This is a genomic window from Methylobacterium terricola (assembly GCF_006151805.1).
Taxonomy (GTDB): domain Bacteria; phylum Pseudomonadota; class Alphaproteobacteria; order Rhizobiales; family Beijerinckiaceae; genus Methylobacterium; species Methylobacterium terricola.
The window spans coordinates 533,918-556,587 of sequence record NZ_VDDA01000002.1; the positions used below are offsets into that span (position 1 = coordinate 533,918).

Consider the following 22,670-nt stretch of genomic DNA (forward strand, 5'->3'; position numbering starts at 1 on the left):
ATCATGCGCGTATCGTCAGGATGCCACCTTGCGTGACACCAGCATCGTTGAGCACGACGATGATCTCGTAAGAGCGGTCTTTTGATATCAGATCATTTATAAGTAATCGTGAGAAAAAATAATCCGGCCACCGCGAAAAAATGATATCCGGTAATTTTAAGACTGATTTATGAATTTTTGATTTGGATTTAAGAAGGATCCAAGTCAGCAATAGTTGATCTTGAGGAAGTTGTTCAGGCGTCTCGTGCCGCTTCCCGAGACCCCGGTCCGACCGCGGTGCCGTCGGGCCGTGTCCCTGGTTTCCGGTTGCGCCGCATGTCCTGCGACGAACGGGCCGTCCTGGCGCCGAACATGGAACCGGGCTTGCTTGAGTCTCAGGCCGCGAGCCGCAGCCGGTCGTCGTGGTAGCGTGCCATCAGCTCGGCCGGAATCGTATCGAGCACCGCTTCGACGGCGGCCTCGCTCGCCAGGGCGCGGGCGAGGATCCGGGCCTCGTCGCGGGCCGCCTCGGCGTCGAAGCGGTTGAGCAGGGCGACGATGGCGTGGGCCTCCGCGAAGGGCAGGCGCTCGCAGGCGGTGACCGCGCGCTCGATCATCCGCCGCGACAGGCCGGCGCCGCCGCTCTCGCTGAAGCCGCTCGCCTCCTCGTGCCACGCGGACATCGCCGCCGCGAAGGCCGGCTCGAGGGCGGGCGGCAGGCCGGCGCGACGGTACAGGGCCGCCAGGCCGCTGCCGCGGGGATCGTGCAGCAGCCCCGCCACCCGCTCCGCGGCCAAGCCGGAGAGGTCGGCGAGCGCCGCCTCGGTGAAGGCCATCCGGCCCGACAACATCGCCCGCAGGATCAGGCCCGGGGTGAGCTGCCCGGCGGCGCGCAGGTAGGCGACGAGGCGACGCAGGTCGCCTCCGTCCGATCCTTTCGCAAGCCCGAGGGTCGCGCGCTCCCGCGCCTCGCGGGTCACCCGCTCGCTGCGCTCCGGCGAGAGCCAGCCGCAGCCGGTCACGAAGGCCGAGAGCGCGCTGGCGAGGCGGGCGGTCACCGCCTGGCGCACGTCGACGGGCAGGCCGGGCCGGGCGAGGAGCGCCTCGCGCAGGGCCGCGTCGTCGCCGTGGCGCTCGACGATCCGCATCAGGCTGCCGCGGGTGATCTCGGCGCCCGCATTGGCCGCGAGGGCCTGCAGGGCGACCGCGCCGGCGATCTCGGCCAGCGCGCCGCACAGCATCGCCGAGAGGTGGGGCCGGTTCGCGATGGCGATCCGCCCCGCCTCGTCGCCGACCGCGGCACAATCGACGAGGTCGGCATCCGACAGCACCGGCGAGCGGGCGAGGACGAGGCCGGCGATCTCCGGCTGGTCCTGGGCGAGCGCCACCACCAGGGTCCGGGGCGCCTCGACCGCGTTGGCGCAGGCCTCGGCCAGCGCGCGGCGGACCAGGGGCGAAGGATCGTCGAGGAGCGCGATGATCGCCGTCTTCGCCTCCCAGCGCGCTGCGGGATCGAGCTTGGCGTAGAGAAAGGCCCGGGCGAGCGACGAGGCCGCCTCGGCCCGCCGGCCGGCGGATTCGTGCTGCGTCCAGAGCAGGAACTGGCGGATGATCATCGGCGCGGCTCCGTGACGGGGGTCGGGCGAGGTCTCGGGATTCGAGGGCTCAGGATTCGGTCGACGTGGCGGCGAGGGCGGCGCGGTGGCGCCCGCCGCCATATTCCCGCGGCCGCGCCGGCGGCAGCGGCGCTCCGTCCGGAAACACCTCCGGCCGCGTGGCGGGAGCCGCGGCGGTCGGCGCGTCGACCGTCGCAGCGGGCGCGGCGGAGGCGACCGCCGCCCCTTCGTTCGAGCGCGGGAAATAGGTCGGCGCGGAGGCGCCGGCGCCGCGGCCGCCCCACAGGCGGGCGACGCTGTCGGAGACCGGACCGCGACGGGCCTCGGTCTGGAACAGCGTGCGCAGCCCGGTCCCGGTCCCGGCCTCGGCCGCGTAGGCCGTCGGCTCGGCCGCCCGCGCGCTGGCGGTGGCCGTCGGGACGCCCGGGCTCGTGCCCAGCACGGCATAGAGCTCGGAGGCGCTGCGGGCCCGGCCGGTCCGGTCGTAGAACAGGCCGCGATTGCCGGCGGCCGCCTCCGGCAGGTCGGCGGCGGCGGAGCGGCCGGGGGCGTTCTCGGCGGCGCGGATCAGGGTCAGTGCCCCACGCACCCCGAGGAGGTGGGCAGCGTAGAGATCGGCCTTGTTCGGCTCGCGGCCGAGCGCCTCCGAGAGCGCATCGGCGTTGCGGCGGGTGAGCGCACCGGCCATCGCGGAGGCGATCTCGGGATCGCGGCGCAGGTCGAGGATCGCCTGCCGCGCCGCCGGGTCGCTTACCGCGTAGCCGCCCGAAGAGCGGGCGGTGATCGCGTCGGCGTAGGAGCCGAGACCGAGCGACGGCCCGTCCTGCTTCATCACCCCGAGCCAGGTCTGCTCGATGAACTGGAACAGGCCGGTGGCCGAGGACGTGCCGGCTTTGGCGCTCGGGTTGAGGCTCGATTCGCGCTGGGCGGTCGAGAGCAGGTAGTCGAAGGCGGCCCCGGTCTTCTCGGCGCCCTGGCGGATCGCGTCGATCACCGGGTTGCCCGAGGCGGTACGACCGGCACTCGCGGCGCCCGCACTGGCAGTTCCTTGCGACGGCGTGCTGGTGAACAGGAACATGGCGGCCCGGTGGAGCAGCCTCGCGACGCGCGGGCCGGCTCTCTCATGGGGCCGAGGATGTGGGGTTATGGTAAAGGAAGACTGAAGCGGGGAAGGGTGTGGGCGTCTCGCCGTCGCCTCCGCGTCGTCGTCCGGCCTGCCATCGCGGTACAGCGCCTCGAAGGTCTGGCCGCCGTAGAGGACGTTGGTGACCAACACCCGGTCTGCCTCGACCCGGTAGGCGATCACGGCACTGTGCTCGACCGGCAGGTTGCGCAGACCGGGCTCCAGATCGTCCCGTCGGCGCCCGCCACGCGGAGCATTGCCGATGCGATGGCATCGGTCCCTGATCCGGCGCACGAAGCCTTTCGCCGTCGTCAGGTTGCGGCTGGCTTGCTAGACGACCCGAAAGATGTCGGCCAAGTCAGCCACCGCCTCGGGCTGAAGCTCGACGCGCAATCTACGCACGGCGGTCGTCTTTCTGGGCTTTGTCCGCTTCGGCAAATAATTGTTCGAGGTGAGCGTCGACTTGGTCGAGCGTGAGTGCGGGACGCGGATCGTCCAGCGACCGGCGGATGCGAGCGCGGATGGCATCCAGGCGTTCGGCATCCTCCTGCCGCTGCCGCTGCCGCTGCCGCTGCCGCAGGCGCAGCGCATCACCTCGCTGGTCGACGCATACTCGCCCGCGGCCACGCTCTCGCGCACCGCGCGGGGCTGCTCGGACGTGACGGTGATGCTGATCTTCTCGGCGGCCTGCATGGCTGGATCCTCTGCCCGCATCGATCCCGACGGGAGCACAAAATCCGATCCTCTTCACGGGCCGCCGATCCCGCGATCACGCCCCGCACGGCGGGGCGGCTCCCCTCACCGCTTCGGCACGTCGCCCCCGCCGGCCGGCCGGCGCATCTCGAAGCGGTTCTCGGGCTCGACGGTGAAATAGTCGAAATAGCCGCCGCGCATGATCGGCCGCATCGCCCCGGTATCGACCCGGCCCTCCGGGGTGACGAAGCGGTCGTCGATATACATCGACACCACCTGGCCGATCACCATGAAGTAGGCCGCCTCGCCGCCTTCGGCCGGGACGAGCGGGATGGTCTGGAGCCACTTGCATTCGAGGGCGGCGGGCGCATCCGCCACCCGCGGCGGGCGCACCTTGCGCGACGGCGCGGTGGCGAGATGCGCGAAATCGAATTCGCTCTCGCCCCGCGGCAGCGGCGCCGAGGATTGGTTCATCCCCTCGCGGAGGTCGAAGGTGGCGAGGCTGCAGACGAACTCGCCGCCCTCCTCCGCGAAGGTGAGCGCGTCCTTGCGGCCGAAGGAGGCGAACATCACCATCTCGGGATTATCACCGACGCCGTTGAAGAACGAGTACGGCGACAGGTTGAGCTGACCCGAGGCGCTGAGCGCACTGACCCAGCCGATCGGGCGCGGCGCCACCAGGGCCTTGAACGGGTTGTGCGGCAGGGTGCGGGTCTCGGCGTCGTAATGCATCGGCGGCCCCGGGATGCGTGGGAAACGGCGGCTCGCCCATGCGGGCCGTCCGCCGCCAGTTAGAGCAACCCCGGGGCGCGGCGCCAGCCCGCTCGGCCTCAGTACCGCGTCACGATCTCAGGCAGCGCCGGCCGCGGCCGGTCGGGGGGCACCTCGCCGGCCCGGCCGACATGGACGAAGCCCGCCAGACGCTCGGACGGATCGAGGCCGAGGGCGTCGAGCACCCGGCGGTCATAGGCCATCCACTCGGTGAGCCAGGCGGTGCGGAAGCCCAGGGCGTTGGCGGCGACGATCAGGTTCATCGTGGCGGCGCCCGCCGACAGCACCTGCTCCCAGTCCGGGATCTTCACGTGCGGGCCCGCCCGCGACACCACGGCGATCACCAGCGGCGCCAGCGCCAGGCGCCCGGCCTCGAGGGCGAGACGCTTGGCGTCGGCCTCCGGGTGGTCGGCCCGGTAGGCCTCGGCGACCACCCGGCCGATGCGCGCCTGGCCCTCGCCCTCGATCACGATGAAGCGCCAGGGCGCGAGCTTGCCGTGATCCGGCACCCGGGAGGCGGCGGAGAGGATCGTCTCCAGCTCGTCGACGGACGGGCCGGGGCCGGCGAGCTGGACGGGGGGCACCGAGCGACGGGTGCGGAGGAGGTCGAGGGTTGCGTTCATCTCGGCTTCAGTGGCTTGAGCTATCACGAGCGGGACCGGACGGCCGGCTGCCACAAGGGCAGGCTGCCTTTCTGGCGCCCCGATGGTCCCTTTAAGCACCTTTCCGCCACGGACGGCCATGTCCGGGGCGTGACGACTAGCCGGGCGCCGGGAGAGCCGGTGCCGAGGACGCCGCCCGCATCATGACGCGCTCCCCCGCTCCCCCCGCCCACCCGCCACTCGCCCGCGACTGGACTCCCCGGGAGTTCTGGCTGGCCCTTGCCGCCGTGCTGCTGTTCTGGGCCGCCGCCGCCGCGGTCTGGCCGCTCACCGGGACGGTGGTGCCGTGGGATTCCAAGAACCACTTCTACCCGATGCTGCGCTACCTCGGCGCCGCGCTGGCGAACGGCGAATTGCCGCTGTGGAATCCCTACCACTTCGCCGGCCACCCCTCGGTCGCCGATCCGCAATCGCTCCTCTTCACCCCGACCATGCTGCTCTTCGCGTGGCTCGACCCGTCGCCGTCGATGGAGCTGTTCGACGCGGTGGTGTTCGCCCACCTGATTCCCGGCGCGGTCGCGATGCTGCCGCTGTTCCGCCGCCGCGGCTGGCACGCCGCCGGCGCGGTCGCGGCCGCGATGGTGTTCGTGCTCGGCGGCTCGGCCTCGGCCCGGCTGCAGCATACCGGCATGATCATCTCCTACGGCTTCGTGCCGCTGGCGTGGTGGCTGCTGGAGGAGGCGCTGGCGCGCCGCTCCTACGCCTACGCGTTCGCCTTCGCGGTAGTGGCCGCCGTGATGACGGTCGGGCGCGACCAGGTGGCGTTCCTGTGCGGCCTGAGCCTGATCGGCGTCGCGGTCCATGCCGTGCTCACCGCCCCGGCGCCGGTCGCCTACCTGCGCGCCCGGATCGGCGTGCTCGCCGTGATGGCGCTGGTCGGGGGGGCGCTGCTCGCCGTGCCCTCGCTTCTCACCATGCAGTTCCTGATGACCTCGACCCGGCCGTCTTTCGGCTACGGCGCCGCGATCATGGGCTCGCTGCCGCCCTCGAGCTTCGCCACCGCCTTGTTCGCCGACGTGTTCGGCTCGCTGCGCTGGACCTACGATTACTGGGGCCCGGACTGGCAGTCGATGGACGGCAACACCTGGACCGACCGGGCGGTGAACTACCTGTTCGCCGGGACACTGCCGGCCGTGCTGATCCTGTGGCACGGCATCGCCGGCGGGCGCCTCGCCGCCCGGGAGATCCGCTATCCGGTCATCGTGCTCGGGGCCGCGACGCTCTACGCGCTCGGGCGCTACACCCCGCTCTTCGCGCCGGTCTTCGACCACATGCCGGGCGTCGACCTCTACCGCCGGCCCGCCGATGCGACTTTCGTCATCAATATCGGGCTCGCCCTGACCGCCGGCTACCTCGTCCACCGCTACGTCACCGAGGGCGCGCCGCGTCTCCCGGCCGGCGCCGCCGGTCTCGCGCGCACCCTCCGCCTCGCCCTGCCGGGCGCGGCGCTCGCCATCCTGGCGGGGATCCTGTGGGTATCCTACCGCTACGCGGCGAAGGCCCACCACCTGCCCGACGCCCTGCGCGACGGGCTGATCGGCACCGGGATCGCGGTCGTCGCCGTCCTGGTGATGCGGCGCGCCGGCCCGCAAAGGCGGGTGGTGGCGGCGTCCTGCCTCGTCGCGCTGCTCGGCGCCGAGCTGGTCTGGCGCAATGCCGGCTCCTCGCTCAACGCCGAGCCGGCGGGCCGCTACGCGGTGTTCCAGCACCTGCCGCCGGAGCAGCTCCAGGGCTTGACGATGCTCAAGGCCGAGCTCGATGCCCGCCATGCCAAGGGCGAGCACCCGCGGGTCGAGATCCTGGGCCTCGGCGGCGCCTGGCAGAACGCCTCGATGGTGCTCGGGCTCGAGGACACGATCGGCTACAACCCCCTGCGGCTGGCCGATTACGAGCGCGCCGTCGGCCCCGGCGAGAACGCCGCCGACCCGAACCTGCGCCAGTTCCCCGGCCTGTTCCGCGGCTACCGCTCGCGGCTCGCCAGCCTGCTCGGCCTCGAATACCTCGTGCTCGACCGCCCGGCCGAGCGGCTGCCGCGGCACTTCCCGCAGCTGACCGGCGCCAAGCTCCTCTACGGCTCGGGCGAGATGTGGATCTACCGCCTCGACCCGGCCAAGCCCCGCGCCTACCTGGCGACCCGCCTCGTCCCGGTCGATTCCGAGAGCGTGCTCAGCCAGGACGAGCTGCCCGAGTTCGAGGGCAGCGAGACGGCCCTCGTCGACCAGGACAGCGTACCGAAGATCAAGGGCGAGTTCGGGCTCAAGGACCCGGCCGCGCCGGTCGCCGCCGCCCGGGGGACGGCGACGATCCTCGCCTATCGCCGCAATGTCGTCACGGTGGAGGTCGAGACCGACCGCGACAGCGTGCTGGTGCTGCACGACATCTTCTATCCGGGCTGGCAGGCCCGGGTCGACGGTGCCCGTCGCCCGATCCTGCGCACCAACCTGCTCTTCCGCGGGGTCGAGGTGCCGGCAGGCAAGCACGTGGTCGAGTTCAAGTTCCGGCCGCTCTCGGTCGGCAACCTGATGGCGGCGGCGAGCGAATTGTTGGCGAGGGACGATGACGCGGGCGAGACGGCTGTTCGGTAAGGCTCCGGCCCTCGCGCTCGCGCTGGCCGGCGGATCCGCGCTCGCCCAGGCGCTGCCGCCAGGGAACCCCGTGCCGGGCGTCGCCCCGCAAGGCGTGACGCAGGGCCCACCCCCGGCGCCGGCCCCCGCCGAGGCCAGCCTGTCCTTGCGGGCGGTGCTCACCAGCGAGGCCAAGCCCCTGCGCGGCGGCCTGACCTGGCGAATCTACGAGGACCGGCCGGAAGGCGGCAAGCCCGTGGTGCTCGCCCGCTCCGAGGAGGCGCAGCCGACCTTCCGGCTGCCCCCTGGCAGCTACCTCGCCAACGTCACCTACGGCTTCGTCAGCACCTCGAAGCGCGTGACCCTGAATGCGGGGGCGGCCAGCGATCAGCTCACCGTCAATGCGGGGGCGCTCCGCCTCGCCGGCGCGGTCGGCGAGGCCAGGATCGCACCGGGCCAGCTCGCTTTCGCGGTCTTCGTGCCGATCGGCAACAACCCGGAGGGGCGGCTGGTGCGCGACGGCGTCAAGGCCGGCGAGGTCGTGCGCCTGCCGGAGGGCACCTATCACGTCGTCTCGACCTGGGGTGATTCCAACGCGATCCAGCGCGCCGACTTGAAGGTCGAGAACGGCCGCCTCACCGACGCGACCCTGAACCACCGCGCCGCCACCGTGACCCTGAAGCTCGTCGCCTCCCCCGGCACCGAGGCCTTCGCCGGCACCGCCTTCAGCGTGCTGACGCCGGGCGGCGATACGATCCGCGAGGCGATCGGCGCCTTCCCGCAGGTGACTCTCGCCGAGGGCGAGTACCAGCTGATCGCCCGCCACGACGGCAAGGTCTATACCCAGGACTTCAAGGTCGAGAGCGGCGCCGACCGCGACATCGAGGCAATTGCCAAAGACCCATGACCGAGAAGTCCCCGTGTGCGGGACCCCTGTTCCGTTAGGCCTTTAGGCCTAGCGACATCGACGGTTATTGAATAGTTAGCGCTATGGCGGAACACTATCGTGCCGAAGCGCCCGAATCTCCACGATTCGATTACCGGGTCTTTAACCCGCTGACGCTAGGTTGGCGGCATGCGAAGCCTGCCAAACCTCATCCGTGACGAGAAGGGATCGACGACCGTCGAGTTCGCCCTGGTCGGCATGATGTTCATCGCAACCCTCCTGTTCACGATGGTTGTGGCTGAGATCATGTATTTCAATCAGAAGCTGGATTATGCCATCGAGCAGGCCTCGCGGCAGGTCATCGTCGGCAACGCGCAGAAGATGAATCCGCAGCCGACGCTGGCGACCTTCACCCAGGCCTTGTGCGCCCTGCTGCCGCCGGCGGTCTCGTGCGGTGACCTGATCGTCAACCTGTACGTCGTCGACCCGGGCTCCGGCTACTACGGCTACGTGAAATCCGACCAGAGCGGGCTGAAGCTGCCGGCGCTGACGCCTGGGAACGGCCAGTTTACCCTCGGCACACAGGGTCAGTACCAGTACCTCCAGGTCATCTACCCCATCACCTTCCTGCCGTCGGCCCTGACCTCCTGGCTCGACGCCTCGGTGACCTACAAGGACAAGCCGGCCTACCTGCTGATCTCGACCGCCGCCTTCCGCGTCGAGCAGTACTGATGCGCCGGCCTCTCTCCCGCCAGGTCCGGTGCTTCCGCTCCGCCGAGGACGGAATCGCCGCCGTCGAGCTGGCGTTGATCCTGCCGGTGCTCCTGACACTCATGATCGGGGGCATCCAGGTCATCGCCTACATCAACGCGGTGCGCAAGATCGAGCGGGTGGTCGAATCGATCAGCCAGATGGTCTCGCAGACCCGACCCGTCGGCAATTCCAGCATCGCGACCGTCAACGCGAGCGACCTGCATTTCAGCTTCGACGCCGCCATGGTGCTGTTCCCGTACCTGATGGCCGAGGGCAAGCGTCAGAACCGTAGCTGGTCGAAGGTCATCACGATCAACTATGCCGGCATCATCTTCACCCAAACGGCGAAGAACTGCGCCGATTCCGCCGACCAGAGCGCCTGCTACCGCGCCGACGTGAGCTGGACCAGCATCGGCACGCAGCAGCCGTCCACCGGGCCGGTCTACCGGCCCTGCGGCACCCCCCAGATCGCGGCGGACAACAAGGCCCCCCCGACCCGGACCGCCTTGCCGCGCTCGCTCTTCGGACCGGCCTCGATGGTGGTCATCGACGTCGAGTTCACCTTCACGCCGACCTTCGGCGCCCGCTACCTGCCCTCGATCCGCATCGCGCGCTCGGCCTACGTACAGCCGCGCTACGCCACCCGCGTCGATTACGACCCCACCAACAACGATGGAATCGCCACGACATGCTGACCTGCGCCTCCCGGTTCGCCGCGACCGCGGCGTCGTTCGTCAAAGCCCGCGACGGCGGCATCAACGTCCTGTTCGGGCTCAGCCTGATTCCGATGGTCGGCTTGATCGGGCTCGGCATCGATTACGGCATGACCGTCACCAACCAGGCGCGGCTCGACCGGGCGGCAGATGCGGCCGCGATGGCCGCCATCGTCACCGCCAAGGCCTATGTCGCCGCCCATTCGGGCGAGGCCAACGTCGCCAGTAACGCCGAAAAGGCGGGCCAGACCCAGGCGATCAACACCTTCAACGTCAATGCCGGCAGCGTCCCTTTGTCGAGCGTGAACCTGCCGACGCCGGCGGTGACGATCAAGGGCCAGACCATCACCTCGACCGTCACCTATACCGCGACGGTCCAGAACAGCGTCGCGAAGCTGTTCAGGGTGCCGACCTCGACGGTGAACAACACGGTCACCGCCTCGGTCGATCTGCCGAGCTACTTCGACTTCTACCTGATGGTCGACGTGTCGGGCTCGATGGGCCTGCCCTCGACGGCGGACGGGATGACGAAGCTCGCCAAAGACAACACCGACATGATGGACGACTACAAGCAGGGCTGCCAGTTCGCCTGCCACTTCCCAGGCAACGTGGGCTGGGGCCTGGCGGCGGGCAAGATCCAGCTGCGGTCGGATGCGGTGAACAACGCCGTCTGCAAGCTGCTCCAGCGGGCCGGCACCCCAACCGTGCCGAACCAGTACCGGATCGGCATCTACCCGTTCATCAACCAGCTCGCCACGCTCGCCGGGCTCACCGGCGACGTCAACTCGCTGAACACTGCGGCCCAGTGCGCGCAGACCTGGCCGCTGGCCTTCACCAACCTCCTCGATACCGGCGCGACGCAGCTCAATAGCCCCGGTGATCCGACCACCGGCACCGGCTCCGGCGGAACCCATTTCGAGACCGCGTTCCCGCAGATGAAGGGGATCGTCGGCATCAACGGGTTCGGCGACGGATCGAGCGCCACGAACCGCAAGCCGTTCGTGTTCCTGGTCACCGACGGGATGCAGAACGGCCAGCACTTCTTCACGTCTAGCAACGGCAAGTACGCCTATCCGGGCCGACCGTCCAAGTTCTCCGGCTACAAGGACGCCTGGTGGGACGGTTCGCAACCGTCGCAGATCGACGCGAAGAACTGCGACGCCTTGAAGGCGGCCGGTGCGACGATCTCGATCCTCTATATTCCCTACAACCAGATCAGCTTCGTCGACAAGGGCGGCGGCGTCGCCTGGGAGAACAACCGGGTCAACGGCTTCAGCCCGACCCTGGCCAAGCCGCTGCAGGACTGCGCCTCGCCCGGCTACTTCAAGACCGCCGACAGCCCGGACAACATCACCGCCGCCCTGAACGCGATGTTCGACCAGGCGCTCAAGATGGCGAGACTCACCGAGTAGGAAAGGCCGGTCCAGCGGAGGCCCGCCCCGAACACGCCGGAGCGGCCCGGCGGCCGGTTCACGCGCGTGCCGGTGCGCGTGGGCCTTCCTCTCCGCCGGCTGCAGCTTGCACGGTTCGGATTGACACTCGTGATCGCGGCTGGAACGCCATCGGACAGGCGCAAGGCCCGGCGCGAGCGCAGCAGCACGATGCCGGCGAGACGACGTCCGTCACCATCGTCGCGACCGTTCCGAAGGCGGGACTCCCGTCTTGCGCTCCACGTTGCGGAGCACCCTCCCCCGCGGACGGGGGAGGGCTTTGCCGGCGCCCTACGGCACCGGCTCTTCCCCATGCTGCCCGTCGAGGGTGACGCCCCCGCTCGGCACGCTGTCGGCCACGGCTTGCGCCCGGCGCAGGTCCGGGAAGGTCGCCTCGGCCACCAGCTCGGCGAGCGCCTGGTCGAGCGGCAGGGTGCGGCTCTGCGGGCTGCCGAGGCGGCGGATCGAGACGGTGCGCTCCTCGCCCTCCTTGCGGCCGACGACCAGCATCACCGGCACCTTGGCGTGGGAATGCTCGCGGACCTTGTAGTTGATCTTCTCGTTGCGCAGGTCCGCCTCTGCCCGCAGGCCCGCCGCGTCGGCGGCCTTCAGAACCTCGCGGGCATAAGGGTCGGCCTCACCGGTGATCGTCGCCACGACGACCTGGAGCGGCGCCAGCCAGAGCGGGAAGTGGCCGGCGAAATGCTCGATCAGGATGCCGGTGAAGCGTTCCATCGAGCCGCAGATCGCCCGGTGGACCATCACCGGGGTCTTCTTCTGGCCGTCGGCATCGACGAAGAAGGCGCCGAACCGCTCGGGCAGGTTGAAGTCGACCTGCGTTGTGCCGCATTGCCAGTCGCGGCCGATCGCGTCGCGCAGCACGTACTCGAATTTGGGCCCGTAGAAGGCGCCCTCCCCCGGGTTGATCGCGGTCTTGATCCGTCCGCCGGATTGCTCCTCGATCTGGGCCAGCACCCGGGTCATCACCTCCTCGGCATGGTCCCACAGGGCGTCCGAGCCGACACGCTTCTCCGGCCGCGTCGAGAGCTTCACCACGATCTCGTCGAAGCCGAAATCGGCATAGGTCGAGAGGATCAGATCGTTGATCTTCAGGCACTCGGCCGCGAGCTGGTCCTCGGTGCAGAAGACGTGGGCGTCGTCCTGCGTGAAGGCACGCACCCGCATCAGGCCGTGCAGCGCCCCCGACGGCTCGTAGCGCGAGACCGCGCCGAACTCGGCCAGCCGCAGCGGCAGGTCGCGGTAGGACTTGAGGCCGTGCTTGAAGATCTGGACGTGGCCGGGGCAGTTCATCGGCTTGATCGCGAAGACGCGCTCGTCCTCGGTCTTCGTGACGAACATGTTCTCCCGGTACCAGTCCCAATGGCCCGACGTTTCCCAGAGGGCCTTGTCGAGGATCTGCGGCGCGTTCACCTCGGCGTAGTCGCCCTTCAGGCGCCGGCGCATATAGGCGATGAGGGACTGGAACAGCGTCCAGCCCTTCGGGTGCCAGAACACCACGCCCGGCCCCTCCTCCTGGAAATGGAAGAGGTCCATCTCGCGGCCGAGCTTGCGATGGTCGCGGCGCTCGGCCTCGGCCAGGCGGTTGAGGTAGGCGTCGAGATCGGCCTGGTTGGCCCAGGCGGTGGCGTAGATCCGGCTCAGCATCGGCTTCGTCGAATCGCCGCGCCAATAGGCGCCGGCCACCTTCATCAGCTTGAAGGCGCTGCCGATCTTGCCCGTCGAGGTCATGTGCGGGCCGCGGCAGAGGTCGAACCACTCGCCCTGGCGGTAGATCCGCAGGTCCTCGCCCGGCGGGATCGCGTCGACGAGCTCGACCTTGAAGTGTTCGCCCTTCTCGGCGAACAGGTTGCGCACGTCGTCGCGGGCCCAGACCTCCTTGGTGAAGGCGGCGTCGCGGGCGATGATCTCGCGCATCCGCGCTTCGATCGCCGGAAAGTCCTCCGGCGAGAACGGGGTCTCGCGGTGGAAGTCGTAGTAGAAGCCGTTCTCGATCACCGGACCGATCGTGACCTGGGTCTCCGGCCACAGGGACTGCACGGCTTCCGCGAGCACGTGGGCGCAATCGTGCCGGATCAGCTCGAGCGCCCGCGGGTCGCTGCGGTCGAGGAACTCGATGCGGGCATCGGCCGCGATCGTGTCGTCGAGGTCGCGGACGGTGCCGTCGAGGGCCATCGCCACGGTGCGCTTGGCCAGCGACTTGGCGATGCCTTCGACCACGGCGCGGCCGGTCACGGCACCGTCGAAGGACCGCGTGGCGCCATCGGGAAAGGTCAGGATCGGCATGGTCTTCTGAGGACTCCTCGGGGCTCACTCCTGCGCACGGTGCAGGTAAGCCGGGTGATGGACGGGGTCCGGCAGCCTTGAGCATCATTCGCCGACGGGGTCACCGGTTCGGCAGCGACAATGATGCACCAACGAGACCCTCGGCAGAGCTGCACCATGCCGCTTTGCCGAGGTCCCCGTACCGGACGGCGCCGTCATAGCAGCGCGGGCGCGAAATGACAGCGTTCGCCGCGCGTCAGCCCTCGACGCGCTCGCAGAGCGGCGGCGGGGCGTTGACCCCGCGCCAGCGGGCATAGGCCCAGGGCCGGTGCCAGGCTGCGCCGGGCGGCGTGGTCTCGGGCACGAGGTCGATGCCGTGGGTGCCGAGCGGGCCGCAGCGGCAGATGCGGGCCAAGCCCATCCAGCCGCCGGCCCAGAGGCCGTGGCGCTGGATCGCCTCGTCGGTATAGGCCGAGCAGGAGGGCCAGTGCCGGCACTGGCGCCCGACGAGACCCGACAGGCCGAGCTGGTAGCCGCGGATGGCGAGATGCGCCGCGCGGCGGGTCGGGCTCACGCCGGCACCACTTCTTTCTCGGCGGCGATCTGGTCGAGGGCGTCGACCACCGCGTCGAAGGTGAGCAGCGTCGAGGCGTGGCGCGCCTTGAAGTCCCGTACCGGCTCCAGCACCGCGAAATCCGCGAACTTGCCCGCCGGCGCCGGCCCGCCCTCCTTCAGCATCCGCCGCACGTCCTCGCGCAACGCGCGCAGTTCCGCGGTGCTGGCACCGACGACGTGGCGGGCCATCAGCGAGGAGGCGGCCTGGCCGAGCGCGCAGGCCTTCACGTCGTGGGCGAAGTCGGTGACGATGTCGCCCTCGGTCACGAGGTCGACCGTCACGGTCGAGCCGCACAGCTTCGAGTGCTTGGCGGCGCTCGCCTGCGGGCTCGGCAGCCGGCCGAGGCGGGGAATGTCCGCCGCGAGGGCGAGGATGCGGGCGTTGTAGATGTCGTCGAGCATGGCATTCGTACTTTGGACGAGAGGGGCCGCGGGACGGACGAATCGGGCTTGACCGGGTGGGTCGGACTTGGGTTTGACGGACTTGGGTTTGACGGACGTGGGTGTGCCGGACTTCGGTTTCGACGCCCGGACGGACGGGAGAGCGCGGGGACCTGCTGCGCGCCCGGCGCATTGCGTGCCCGGGCCGGATTCCCGATATAGGCGGCATTGCCCGGCGGTGCGAGGCGCGGCCGGATCGGGGCGCATCTCTGGTCCCGGCATGGCTGGCCCGGTATGGCGGCCCAGATCTCGGCAGCCCTGATCTTGGAGGCGTGATGGACGCGGTGCTGAAGTCCTTGTCGGTCCGGGCCCCGGAGGCGGCCGACAAGCGCAGCGACGCCCCCCGGCCGGAGCGCGTCACCGAGCGGCCGACCCGCCAGGAGGCCGAGGCCGCCGTGCGCACCCTGCTGCGCTGGGCCGGCGACGACCCGGAGCGCGAGGGCCTGCTCGAGACGCCGCAGCGGGTGGTGAAGGCCTACGAGCAGATCTTCGGCGGCTACCGCCAGGACGCCGACGCCATCCTCGACCGGGTGTTCGAGGAGGTCGAGGGCTATTCCGACATCGTGCTGGTGCGCGACATCCCCTTCCACTCCCATTGCGAGCACCACATGGTGCCGTTCATGGGGCACGCCCACATCGCCTATTATCCCCGCCGCGGCGTCGTCGGCCTGTCGAAGCTCGCCCGCGTCGTCGATGCCTTCGCCCGCCGTCTCCAGACCCAGGAGACGATGACCGCCCAGATCGCCGACACGATCGACACGGTGCTGCATCCCCGCGGCGTCGCCGTGATGGTGGAGGCCGAGCACCTGTGCATGGCGATGCGCGGCGTCCAGAAATCCGGCGTCTCGACCATCACCACCCAGTTCACCGGCGTGTTCAAGCAGGACCCGACCGAGCAGGTCCGCTTCCTGACCCTGGTCCGTGACCGGCGATGACCAAGCGTCCCGAATTCGACCCTCCCGGCGACAAGCGTGCGCTGGAAGAGGGCGCGGCCTTCACCCCGCGCTTCGGCGCCGACGGCCTCATCACGGCGCTCGCGGTCGATGCCGATTCCGGCGCGGTTCTGATGCTCGCCCACATGAACGCCGACTCGCTCGCCCGGACGCTGGCGACCGGCGAGGTCTGGTACTGGTCGCGCTCGCGCGGGGAACTCTGGCACAAGGGTGCCACCAGCGGGCAGATCCAGACCCTGGTCGAGATGCGGGTCGATTGCGACCAGGACGCCCTGCTGCTGCGGGTGCGCGTCGGCGGCGATGGCGGCTGCTGCCATACCGGGCGGCGGGACTGCTTCTATCGCAGCGTCGCGTATGACGCCGAGAGCGGGGCTGTGACGCTGGTTCCCCGGTCCTCCCGAGGCGCCGAGGCGTAATTCTCGCCCCGCTGCGGGAGGGGCCCCGCGTCAGCAGGGGCCGGGAGACGGGCGGCGCGACGGTTCAGGGCTTGGCGCCTCTCGCCATGCGTCGTCTGGCTCAGCGCTTCAGCGCGGCGAGCCCCTTCAGGTACATCTCCGGCAACCCGTTCTCCCGCCCGGCCGCGATCACGCCCTCGAGGTAGCCCGGGCGCGGCACGCCGCCGTTGCCGCGGCCGAGATAGACCAGCGCGCGTCGCACCCCGCCCTCGGTCGAGACCGGTTGCTGCGCCTTGACGTAGAGCCCGCTCGCCACGCCCTCGTAACGGTCGAGGGCGGGAACGTCGGCGAGCGCCAGGTCCCACAGCACGCCCCAGACCGTACCGGAGGGCCAGCGCTCCACCGAGGCGTAGCCCTCCCGCATGATCACCAGGCGGTGTCGGTTGAGCCGGCCGAGGCCGAGCAACCGCGAGGCGGGGCAGCGCCGGGCCATGGCGGCCCGGTCCATGTTGGAGCCGTAGGCGAAGTAGAGCGGCACGGACGGCCGCTCAGGCGAATTCGAGGATCACCGCGTCGACCGCCAGGCTGTCGCCCTCCTTGGCCTGGATCGTCTGGACCGTGCCGTCGCGCTCGGCCCGCAGCACGTTCTCCATCTTCATCGCCTCGACGACCGCCAGCGGCTCGCCCGCCTTCACCTCGTGGCCCGGGGTGACCATGATGCTCTTCACAAGGCCCGGCATCGGGCAGAGCAGTTGCTTGCCCGACCCGCCGACCTCCTTGAGCGGCATCAGGGCGGCCAGCTCCGCCTCGCGCTTCGTATAGACCCGGGCCTCGGCAGCAGCGCCCGCATGGTGCAGCAGCGCGCCGTTGAGGAGGGGGCGGACCTGGATCGCCACCGGCTCGCGGTCGATCATGCCGGTCCAGACCGGCTCGCCCGGCAGCCAGTCGCTCTCGACCATCCACTCGGTCCCGTCCGCGAAGGCGACCGCGACCCCGTCATTGGTCGACTCGACGATCGCCTCGAAACGCTGGTCGCCGAGCAGCACCACGCGCTCGTGCTCGAAGCGCAGCAGGTACGGCTCGCGCATCTGGCCCGAGATGCCGCGCTTGCGCTCGTTGAGCAGGTGGTCGATCGCCGCCGCCGCCGCCGCCATGCGGCGCGCCACCTCGCCCTCCGGCCGCGGCGCCTCGAAGCCGTTCGGGAATTCCTCGGCGATGAAGCCGGTGGAGAGCCGGCCCTCCTGCCAGCGCGGATGGTGCATCAGCGCCGAGAGGAACGGGATGTTGTGGCGGATGCCGTCGATCGCGAAGGCGTCGAGGGCCTGGGCCTGCGAGGTGATCGCCTCGGCGCGGGTCGGGGCCCAGGTGACGAGCTTGGCGATCATCGGGTCGTAATGGATCGCGATCTCGCTCCCCTCCTCGACGCCGGTGTCGTTGCGCACGAGGGCCTCGCCGAGCGGGCCCTCCTCCGGCGGCCGGTAGGTGGTGAGCCGGCCGATCGACGGCAGGAAGTTGCGGGTCGGATCCTCGGCATAGACGCGGCTCTCGACCGCCCAGCCGTTCAGCTTGACGTCGTCCTGAGCGAGAGGGAGCTTCTCGCCGGCCGCGACCCGGATCATCAGCTCGACGAGGTCGAGCCCGGTGATCATCTCGGTCACCGGATGCTCGACCTGGAGCCGGGTGTTCATCTCGAGGAAGTAGAACGACTTGTCCTGGCCGGCGACGAACTCGACGGTGCCGGCGGAATCGTAATTGACGGCCTTGGCCAAAGCCACGGCCTGCTCGCCCATCTTGCGCCGGGTCGCCTCGTCGAGGAGCGGCGACGGCGCTTCCTCGATGACCTTCTGGTTGCGGCGCTGGATCGAGCATTCGCGCTCGCCGAGATAGACGACGTTGCCGTGCTTGTCGCCGATGACCTGGATCTCGATGTGGCGCGGATCGGTGATGAACTTCTCCACGAAGACCCGGTCGTCGCCGAAGGACGAGGCGGCCTCCGAACGGGCGCGGGCGAAGCCCTCCGCCACCTCGCCGGCCGAGTGGGCGATGCGCATGCCCTTGCCGCCGCCGCCGGCCGAGGCCTTGATCATGACGGGATAGCCGATCTCGTCGGCGATGGTGACGGCGTGATCCGGGCTCTCGATCACCCCGAGGAAGCCCGGCACGGTCGAGACCTGGGCCGCCGAGGCCGCCTTCTTCGACTCGATCTTGTCGCCCATGGCGGCGATGGCACCGGGATTCGGACCGATGAACACGATGCCGGCGGCCTCCAGCGCCTTCGGGAAGGCCTCGCGCTCCGACAGGAAGCCGTAGCCGGGATGGACGGCCTGCGCGCCGGTCTGCCGGCAGGCTTCCACGATCTTGTCGATGACGAGGTAGGACTGGGCCGCGGCGGCCGGGCCGATATGCACCGCCTCGTCGGCCATGGCGACGTGGAGCGCGTCGCGGTCGGCGTCGGAATAGACCGCCACCGTCTTGATCCCCATCCGGCGCGCCGTCTTGATGATGCGGCAGGCAATCTCGCCGCGGTTGGCGATCAGGATCTTGTCGAACATCGGAGCGCGCACTCGAGCCTTGAGGAGAAGCCGGGCCCGGGTGGGTCACACCCAAGCTCATCCCCGTTAAAGCATGGCGCGCGCGACGCAAAGCCGGCTGTTCTCGGCCAAACGGGCGAAGCCGCCCCTCAAGCGGCGACCGCGTAGGACAGGATCTCCTCGACCTCCTCCTCGGCGCCGGCCCGGGCCCGGTTGGCCTTCAGGGCGAAGCTGATCAGCGCCGGATCGTTGGTCTCGGCCTCGCGCACCACCTCGACGGCGATGCGGGCGCCGGTCGCGGTCGGGCCGCGGCCGCAACCGAGCGAGGCGGCGAGCCAGTGCGCGGTGTCGGCGTCGATATGGCCGGTCGGGCGCTCGCCCCACACCGCGAAATCGACGGTCGCCGCCACCAGCCAGTCGCCGAAGGCGGCGTCGGCCTCGGCGATCGCCCGGTCGAGGCCGAACAGCATGTCGGCCTCCTCGCGGCAGGTGAGCCCGTCGGGCAGCACCGTGCGGTTCAGGTCGCGTACGTCGTCCAGGCCGATGGTGCCGGCGGCGATGATGCGATTGCAGAAGTGTTGCAGCGAAACGTTCATCATCTGTCTGTGCCTCCCCGGCTTTTGTTGTGCCGGTGCTTGTCCCTGTGTGAGGAGGACTATGCCGGACGGGATGGCCCTGACAGGTTAACGGCGGGATCTGAATCCCTGTTCAGGTTAAAGCCTGGCAACAGGACGGCGTTGCTAAAGCGTTGCGATGATCCGTCGGATGCAGGCGCACGGCTCACGCGAGAGACCGGTTCCTCCGTCGGGGAGCGGCCTTGTGCGGCGCCATTCCCGAGGGTCCAGAATGGCCGGAATCGGGGGCCCGCGATGCCTGTGATCCGAGGGCCGATCGTCCCGTCTTCGCCAGTCTCACCGTCGTGGCGCGACCGGTTTGCCGCAGCGTGCAGCCGCTCGCTCACGGTCCGACGACGGGCCGGATCGGCGCGGCGGGGATCCGGCGGACGCTCCCCGAGGCGCCGCCCGCGATCATCGCGTCGATCGCACGGTCTCGGGCATCGGACCGCCGGTGACGCCAGCGTTGCACCGGCCCGAGATTCTGGCGCTACCCGATCCCCGTCCAGCGCCAGACCGGGATCGCCGTGCATCGGCCCGCGTCACCGGTCCGAGGCGCGCCGTCGAGGGGCCGCGCCGCGGCTTGCCGGCTCCCGTTACCGCACGATCACCGTCGCGTCCGTCCCGACCCGGTTGTACAGGTCGACGACGTCGATGTTGCGCATCCGGATGCAGCCCGAGGACGCCGCCTGGCCGATCCGCTCCGGCTCGTTGGTGCCGTGGATGCGGTAGAGCGTGTCCTTGCCGGTCCCGTCCGCCAGGTAGAGCGCCCGGGCGCCGAGGGGATTTGCCGGGCCGCCCTGCATGGCGTGAACGTGGGGCCAGCGCTTGATCATCTCGGCCGGCGGGTGCCAGTCGGGCCAGACGGCCTTGCGGAAGAGCCGCGCCGTGCCGGACCAGCCATAGGCCTCGTCGCCGACGGTGACGCCGTAGCGGATCGCCTTGCGGTCGGGCAGGACGTAGTAGAGCTGGCGTTCCTTGGTCTCCACCACGATGGTGCCGGGCGCCTCGCCGGTCGGATCCTCGATCAAGTAGCGAGCGAAGCGCCGGTCGATCTCCGGCTCCGGCACCATCGCCATCCATTCCTTGTCCTTGGCCGACAGGTCGGGATCGGGGGTGGCGCGGTACAGGCAGCCCGGAAGCGCCAGGACGGCCCCCGTCAGGACGAACGCGAGGGCGAGGCGGCGGCGTTGCATCGAGGAGCCTTGGCAGGTCGGCGGGCGGGCCCGCGAATCAGTCACCGGCGATGGTAAAGCGTGGCTGTTAGCCCGCGAAGCGGGGAGCCGCGCCACTGTGCACGATGGCCGGCTCGTGTTGCGTCCGGGCCATGGCCCTGCCACGGTGCGGGGAAGGGACGGGCCCGACGGGCCCGACGGGAACGCTGGACGCGGGCACGATGACGACGCTGTATCTCTGCCATCCGGCCTCCCTCGACCACGCCACGCCGCCCGGCCATCCCGAGCGGGCCGACCGTATCCGGGTGATCGAGCGGGTGCTCGAGGACGAGCGCTTCGCCGGCCTGGTGCGCGAGCAGGCGCCCCTCGCCGACCTCGCGGTGGCGGGCCTGGCGCATCCGGAGAACTACGTCGCGGCGATCGCCGCGGCGGCACCGGACGAGGGATTGACGGTGATCGATTCCGATACGGTGATGTCCCGGGGCTCCCTGGAGGCCGCGCGCCGGGCGATCGGCGCCGCGGTGCGGGCCGTCGACGAGGTGATGGAGGGCCGCGTCGCCAACGCCTTCGCGGCGATGCGCCCGCCCGGCCACCACGCCGAGCGCGAGCGCGCCATGGGCTTCTGCCTGTTCAACACCGCGGCGATCGCGGCCCGGCACGCGCGCCGGCACCACGGCGCCGCGCGGGTGGCCCTCGTCGATTGGGACGTCCATCACGGCAACGGCTCGCAGGACATCTTCTGGGACGATCCGAGCGTGATGTACGCCTCGACCCACCAGATGCCGCTCTTTCCGGGCACCGGCGCGGCGTCCGAGCGCGGCGAGCACGATACCGTCGTCAACGTGCCGCTGCATGCCGGCGACGACGGCGACACGTTCCGCGAGGCCTTCGCCCACGCCGTGCTGCCGCGGCTCGAGGCGTTCCGGCCCGACCTGATCGTGATCTCGGCCGGGTTCGACGCCCATTGGCGCGATCCCCTCGCCAACCTGAAGCTCACCGAGGCCGATTTCGCCTGGGCGACCCGGGAGGTGATGGCGGTGGCCGACCGCCGCTGCGGCGGACGGGTGGTGTCGCTCCTGGAGGGCGGCTACGACCTCATCGGGCTGTCGAAGTCTGTCGCCGCCCATGTCGAGACGCTTATGGGCAAGCACTGAGGGTTCGATCGGCGCGGCGAGGGTCGTCACGCAGGTCGACACCTCCCCGCGTCGTTCCGGGCCCGGCGCAGCCGGGAGCCCGGGAAACGCCGCGGGTTTCGAGCCGGTGAGGGGCGCCGACGCCCCTACCCTTCCAGCGGCGCGTCGCCGACCATCTCGATGCCGAAGCCCGACAGGCCGACATAGGACCGCGCCGCGCTCGAGATGTTGCGGATCGAGACCACGCCGAGGTCGCGCAGGATCTGGGCGCCGAGGCCCACCTCGCGCCACTGGCGCACCCGGGCCGCCTCGGCCCCGTCCTCGCCGGCGCCGTCGGGAAGCTGCGACAGCGGCACGCCGGCGGTGCCGTCGCGCAGATAGACCAACACGCCGCGGCCTTCCTGCGCGAAGCGGCGCATCACCGCCTCGATGGTCCGGCCGCCCTCGATCACGTCCGCCACCACGTTCGAGCGGTGCAGCCGCACCAGCACGTCGCGGCCCTCGCCGATGCGGCCGTGCACGAAGGCGAATTGCTGCATCGGCTCGAACGGCGTGGTGTAGGCGTAGCCGGTCATGTCGCCCCACTCGGTCTTGACCGGGAAGGTGCCGACCCGCTCGACCAGCTTCTCGCGCGCCTGGCGGTAGGAGATCAGCTCGGCGACCGAGATCTGCTTGAGGCCGTGGGTCTCGGCGAAGGCGGTGATCTGCGGCCCCTTCATCACGGTGCCGTCGTCGTTGGCGAGTTCGCAGATCACGCCGACGGGCGGGAGCTTGGCCAGCCGGCACAGGTCCACCGCCGCCTCGGTATGGCCGGAGCGCATCAGCACGCCGCCGTCCTTGGCGATCAGCGGGAAGACGTGGCCCGGGCGGACGAAATCGGTGGCGCCCATGTTGCCGTTGGCGAGGGCCCGCACGGTGTTGCAGCGCTGCTCGGCCGAGATCCCGGTGGTCAGCCCGTGCTTGACGTCGACCGTGACCGTGAAGGCGGTGCCGAGCGGCGCGTCGTTCGAGGCCACCATCGGCTCGAGGCGCAGGCGCTTGGCCTCCGAGACCGTGATCGGCGCGCAGACGATGCCGCAGGTATTGCGGATGATGAACGCCATCTTCTCCGGCGTGCAGAGCGAGGCGGCGACGACGAGGTCGCCCTCGTTCTCGCGGTCGTCGTCGTCGGTGACGACCACGATCTCGCCGCGGGCGAAGGCGTCGAGGGCCTCGATGATCGATGCGTGGGTCACGGGCATCTCCTGTCCCGGGAGGGTGAGCCCCAGGACATCCAATCCCAGGAAATCGTTGGGGGTGACGGCGCCGCCTGTCACGCGCGCCACGGCGGCGGCCGTCTC

The 22,670-nt window shown here is 70.3% G+C and carries 21 protein-coding genes and 1 pseudogene; 8 read left to right on the forward strand and 14 right to left on the reverse strand.

Annotation, left to right across the window (positions count from 1 at the left end; all coding sequences use genetic code 11):
• Positions 1-374: 374 nt before the first annotated feature.
• The 6 genes and pseudogenes from FF100_RS06825 to FF100_RS06845 all read right to left on the reverse strand — a co-directional run bounded on the left by FF100_RS06825 (position 375) and on the right by FF100_RS06845 (position 4,805).
• Complete coding sequence (locus tag FF100_RS06825) at positions 375-1,595, reverse strand: DUF2336 domain-containing protein (protein WP_139034787.1); 1,221 nt, start codon at positions 1,593-1,595, stop codon at positions 375-377.
• Positions 1,596-1,644: 49 nt separating this feature from the next.
• The gene (locus tag FF100_RS06830) at positions 1,645-2,673 is read right to left on the reverse strand and encodes a transglycosylase SLT domain-containing protein (RefSeq protein ID WP_139034788.1); all 1,029 of its coding nucleotides are present in this window, start codon (positions 2,671-2,673) and stop codon (positions 1,645-1,647) included.
• Between the two features lie 177 nt (positions 2,674-2,850).
• Positions 2,851-3,033: pseudogene (locus tag FF100_RS38595) on the reverse strand (type II toxin-antitoxin system RelE/ParE family toxin); the annotation flags it as partial.
• 15 nt (positions 3,034-3,048) lie between these two features.
• On the reverse strand, positions 3,049-3,411 hold the full coding sequence (locus FF100_RS06835; protein WP_342778985.1) for a ribbon-helix-helix domain-containing protein: 363 nt from the start codon (positions 3,409-3,411) through the stop codon (positions 3,049-3,051).
• Between the two features lie 105 nt (positions 3,412-3,516).
• Positions 3,517-4,143 (reverse strand): flavin reductase family protein, encoded by a 627-nt coding sequence (locus tag FF100_RS06840; protein WP_139034789.1) that lies wholly within the window; start codon positions 4,141-4,143, stop codon positions 3,517-3,519.
• Positions 4,144-4,241: 98 nt separating this feature from the next.
• Positions 4,242-4,805 carry a nitroreductase family protein gene (locus tag FF100_RS06845; protein ID WP_139034790.1) on the reverse strand — a complete coding sequence of 188 codons (564 nt, stop codon included), beginning with the start codon at positions 4,803-4,805 and terminating at the stop codon, positions 4,242-4,244.
• 182 nt (positions 4,806-4,987) lie between these two features.
• Here FF100_RS06845 and FF100_RS06850 point away from each other — a divergent pair, with 182 nt between their 5' ends.
• The 5 genes from FF100_RS06850 (at position 4,988) to FF100_RS06870 (ending at position 11,172) form a co-directional block, all read left to right on the forward strand.
• Positions 4,988-7,429: a YfhO family protein gene (locus FF100_RS06850; RefSeq protein ID WP_139034791.1), complete on the forward strand. Its 2,442-nt coding sequence runs from the start codon at positions 4,988-4,990 to the stop codon at positions 7,427-7,429.
• Positions 7,401-8,315 (forward strand): hypothetical protein, encoded by a 915-nt coding sequence (locus FF100_RS06855; protein WP_139034792.1) that lies wholly within the window; start codon positions 7,401-7,403, stop codon positions 8,313-8,315. The genes FF100_RS06850 and FF100_RS06855 overlap by 29 nt, the downstream gene beginning before the upstream one ends.
• A gap of 168 nt (positions 8,316-8,483) precedes the next feature.
• The gene (locus FF100_RS06860; RefSeq protein WP_139034793.1) at positions 8,484-9,026 is read left to right on the forward strand and encodes a TadE/TadG family type IV pilus assembly protein; all 543 of its coding nucleotides are present in this window, start codon (positions 8,484-8,486) and stop codon (positions 9,024-9,026) included.
• A complete protein-coding gene (locus FF100_RS06865; protein WP_139034794.1) occupies positions 9,026-9,742 on the forward strand; it encodes a TadE/TadG family type IV pilus assembly protein in 717 nt (238 codons plus the stop codon). Before FF100_RS06860 ends, FF100_RS06865 begins: the two co-directional genes overlap by 1 nt.
• A complete protein-coding gene (locus tag FF100_RS06870; RefSeq protein ID WP_139034795.1) occupies positions 9,736-11,172 on the forward strand; it encodes a pilus assembly protein TadG-related protein in 1,437 nt (478 codons plus the stop codon). Before FF100_RS06865 ends, FF100_RS06870 begins: the two co-directional genes overlap by 7 nt.
• 309 nt (positions 11,173-11,481) lie before the next feature.
• Here FF100_RS06870 and thrS read toward each other — a convergent pair whose 3' ends face one another.
• The 3 genes from thrS to FF100_RS06885 form a co-directional block, all read right to left on the reverse strand.
• The gene (thrS, locus tag FF100_RS06875) at positions 11,482-13,494 is read right to left on the reverse strand and encodes a threonine--tRNA ligase (RefSeq protein ID WP_139034796.1); all 2,013 of its coding nucleotides are present in this window, start codon (positions 13,492-13,494) and stop codon (positions 11,482-11,484) included.
• 235 nt (positions 13,495-13,729) lie between these two features.
• Entirely contained in the window at positions 13,730-14,047 is a 318-nt protein-coding gene (gene yidD, locus FF100_RS06880; protein ID WP_139034797.1) for a membrane protein insertion efficiency factor YidD, read from the reverse strand.
• Positions 14,044-14,490 carry an iron-sulfur cluster assembly scaffold protein gene (locus FF100_RS06885; RefSeq protein ID WP_139034798.1) on the reverse strand — a complete coding sequence of 149 codons (447 nt, stop codon included), beginning with the start codon at positions 14,488-14,490 and terminating at the stop codon, positions 14,044-14,046. The genes yidD and FF100_RS06885 overlap by 4 nt, the downstream gene beginning before the upstream one ends.
• A 314-nt stretch (positions 14,491-14,804) precedes the next feature.
• On the opposite strand from FF100_RS06885, the gene folE reads away from it, so the two are divergent.
• Together folE and hisI are read left to right on the forward strand one after the other, a co-directional pair.
• Entirely contained in the window at positions 14,805-15,464 is a 660-nt protein-coding gene (gene folE, locus FF100_RS06890; RefSeq protein WP_139034799.1) for a GTP cyclohydrolase I FolE, read from the forward strand.
• A complete protein-coding gene (hisI, locus tag FF100_RS06895; protein ID WP_139034800.1) occupies positions 15,461-15,898 on the forward strand; it encodes a phosphoribosyl-AMP cyclohydrolase in 438 nt (145 codons plus the stop codon). The genes folE and hisI overlap by 4 nt, the downstream gene beginning before the upstream one ends.
• A 100-nt stretch (positions 15,899-15,998) precedes the next feature.
• Here hisI and FF100_RS06900 read toward each other — a convergent pair whose 3' ends face one another.
• The 4 genes from FF100_RS06900 to FF100_RS06915 form a co-directional block, all read right to left on the reverse strand.
• Entirely contained in the window at positions 15,999-16,415 is a 417-nt protein-coding gene (locus FF100_RS06900) for a gamma-glutamylcyclotransferase family protein (protein WP_139034801.1), read from the reverse strand.
• A 10-nt stretch (positions 16,416-16,425) separates the two neighbouring features.
• A complete protein-coding gene (locus FF100_RS06905; RefSeq protein WP_139034802.1) occupies positions 16,426-18,429 on the reverse strand; it encodes an acetyl-CoA carboxylase biotin carboxylase subunit in 2,004 nt (667 codons plus the stop codon).
• Between the two features lie 128 nt (positions 18,430-18,557).
• Positions 18,558-19,007: a hypothetical protein gene (locus FF100_RS06910; RefSeq protein ID WP_139034803.1), complete on the reverse strand. Its 450-nt coding sequence runs from the start codon at positions 19,005-19,007 to the stop codon at positions 18,558-18,560.
• 611 nt (positions 19,008-19,618) lie between these two features.
• A complete protein-coding gene (locus FF100_RS06915) occupies positions 19,619-20,218 on the reverse strand; it encodes a L,D-transpeptidase (RefSeq protein ID WP_139034804.1) in 600 nt (199 codons plus the stop codon).
• Between the two features lie 200 nt (positions 20,219-20,418).
• On the opposite strand from FF100_RS06915, the gene FF100_RS06920 reads away from it, so the two are divergent.
• Complete coding sequence (locus tag FF100_RS06920; RefSeq protein WP_139034805.1) at positions 20,419-21,351, forward strand: histone deacetylase family protein; 933 nt, start codon at positions 20,419-20,421, stop codon at positions 21,349-21,351.
• 125 nt (positions 21,352-21,476) lie between these two features.
• On the opposite strand, the gene ribB is transcribed toward FF100_RS06920, so the two are convergent.
• On the reverse strand, positions 21,477-22,571 hold the full coding sequence (gene ribB / locus FF100_RS06925) for a 3,4-dihydroxy-2-butanone-4-phosphate synthase (RefSeq protein WP_425463289.1): 1,095 nt from the start codon (positions 22,569-22,571) through the stop codon (positions 21,477-21,479).
• Positions 22,572-22,670: the final 99 nt, after the last annotated feature.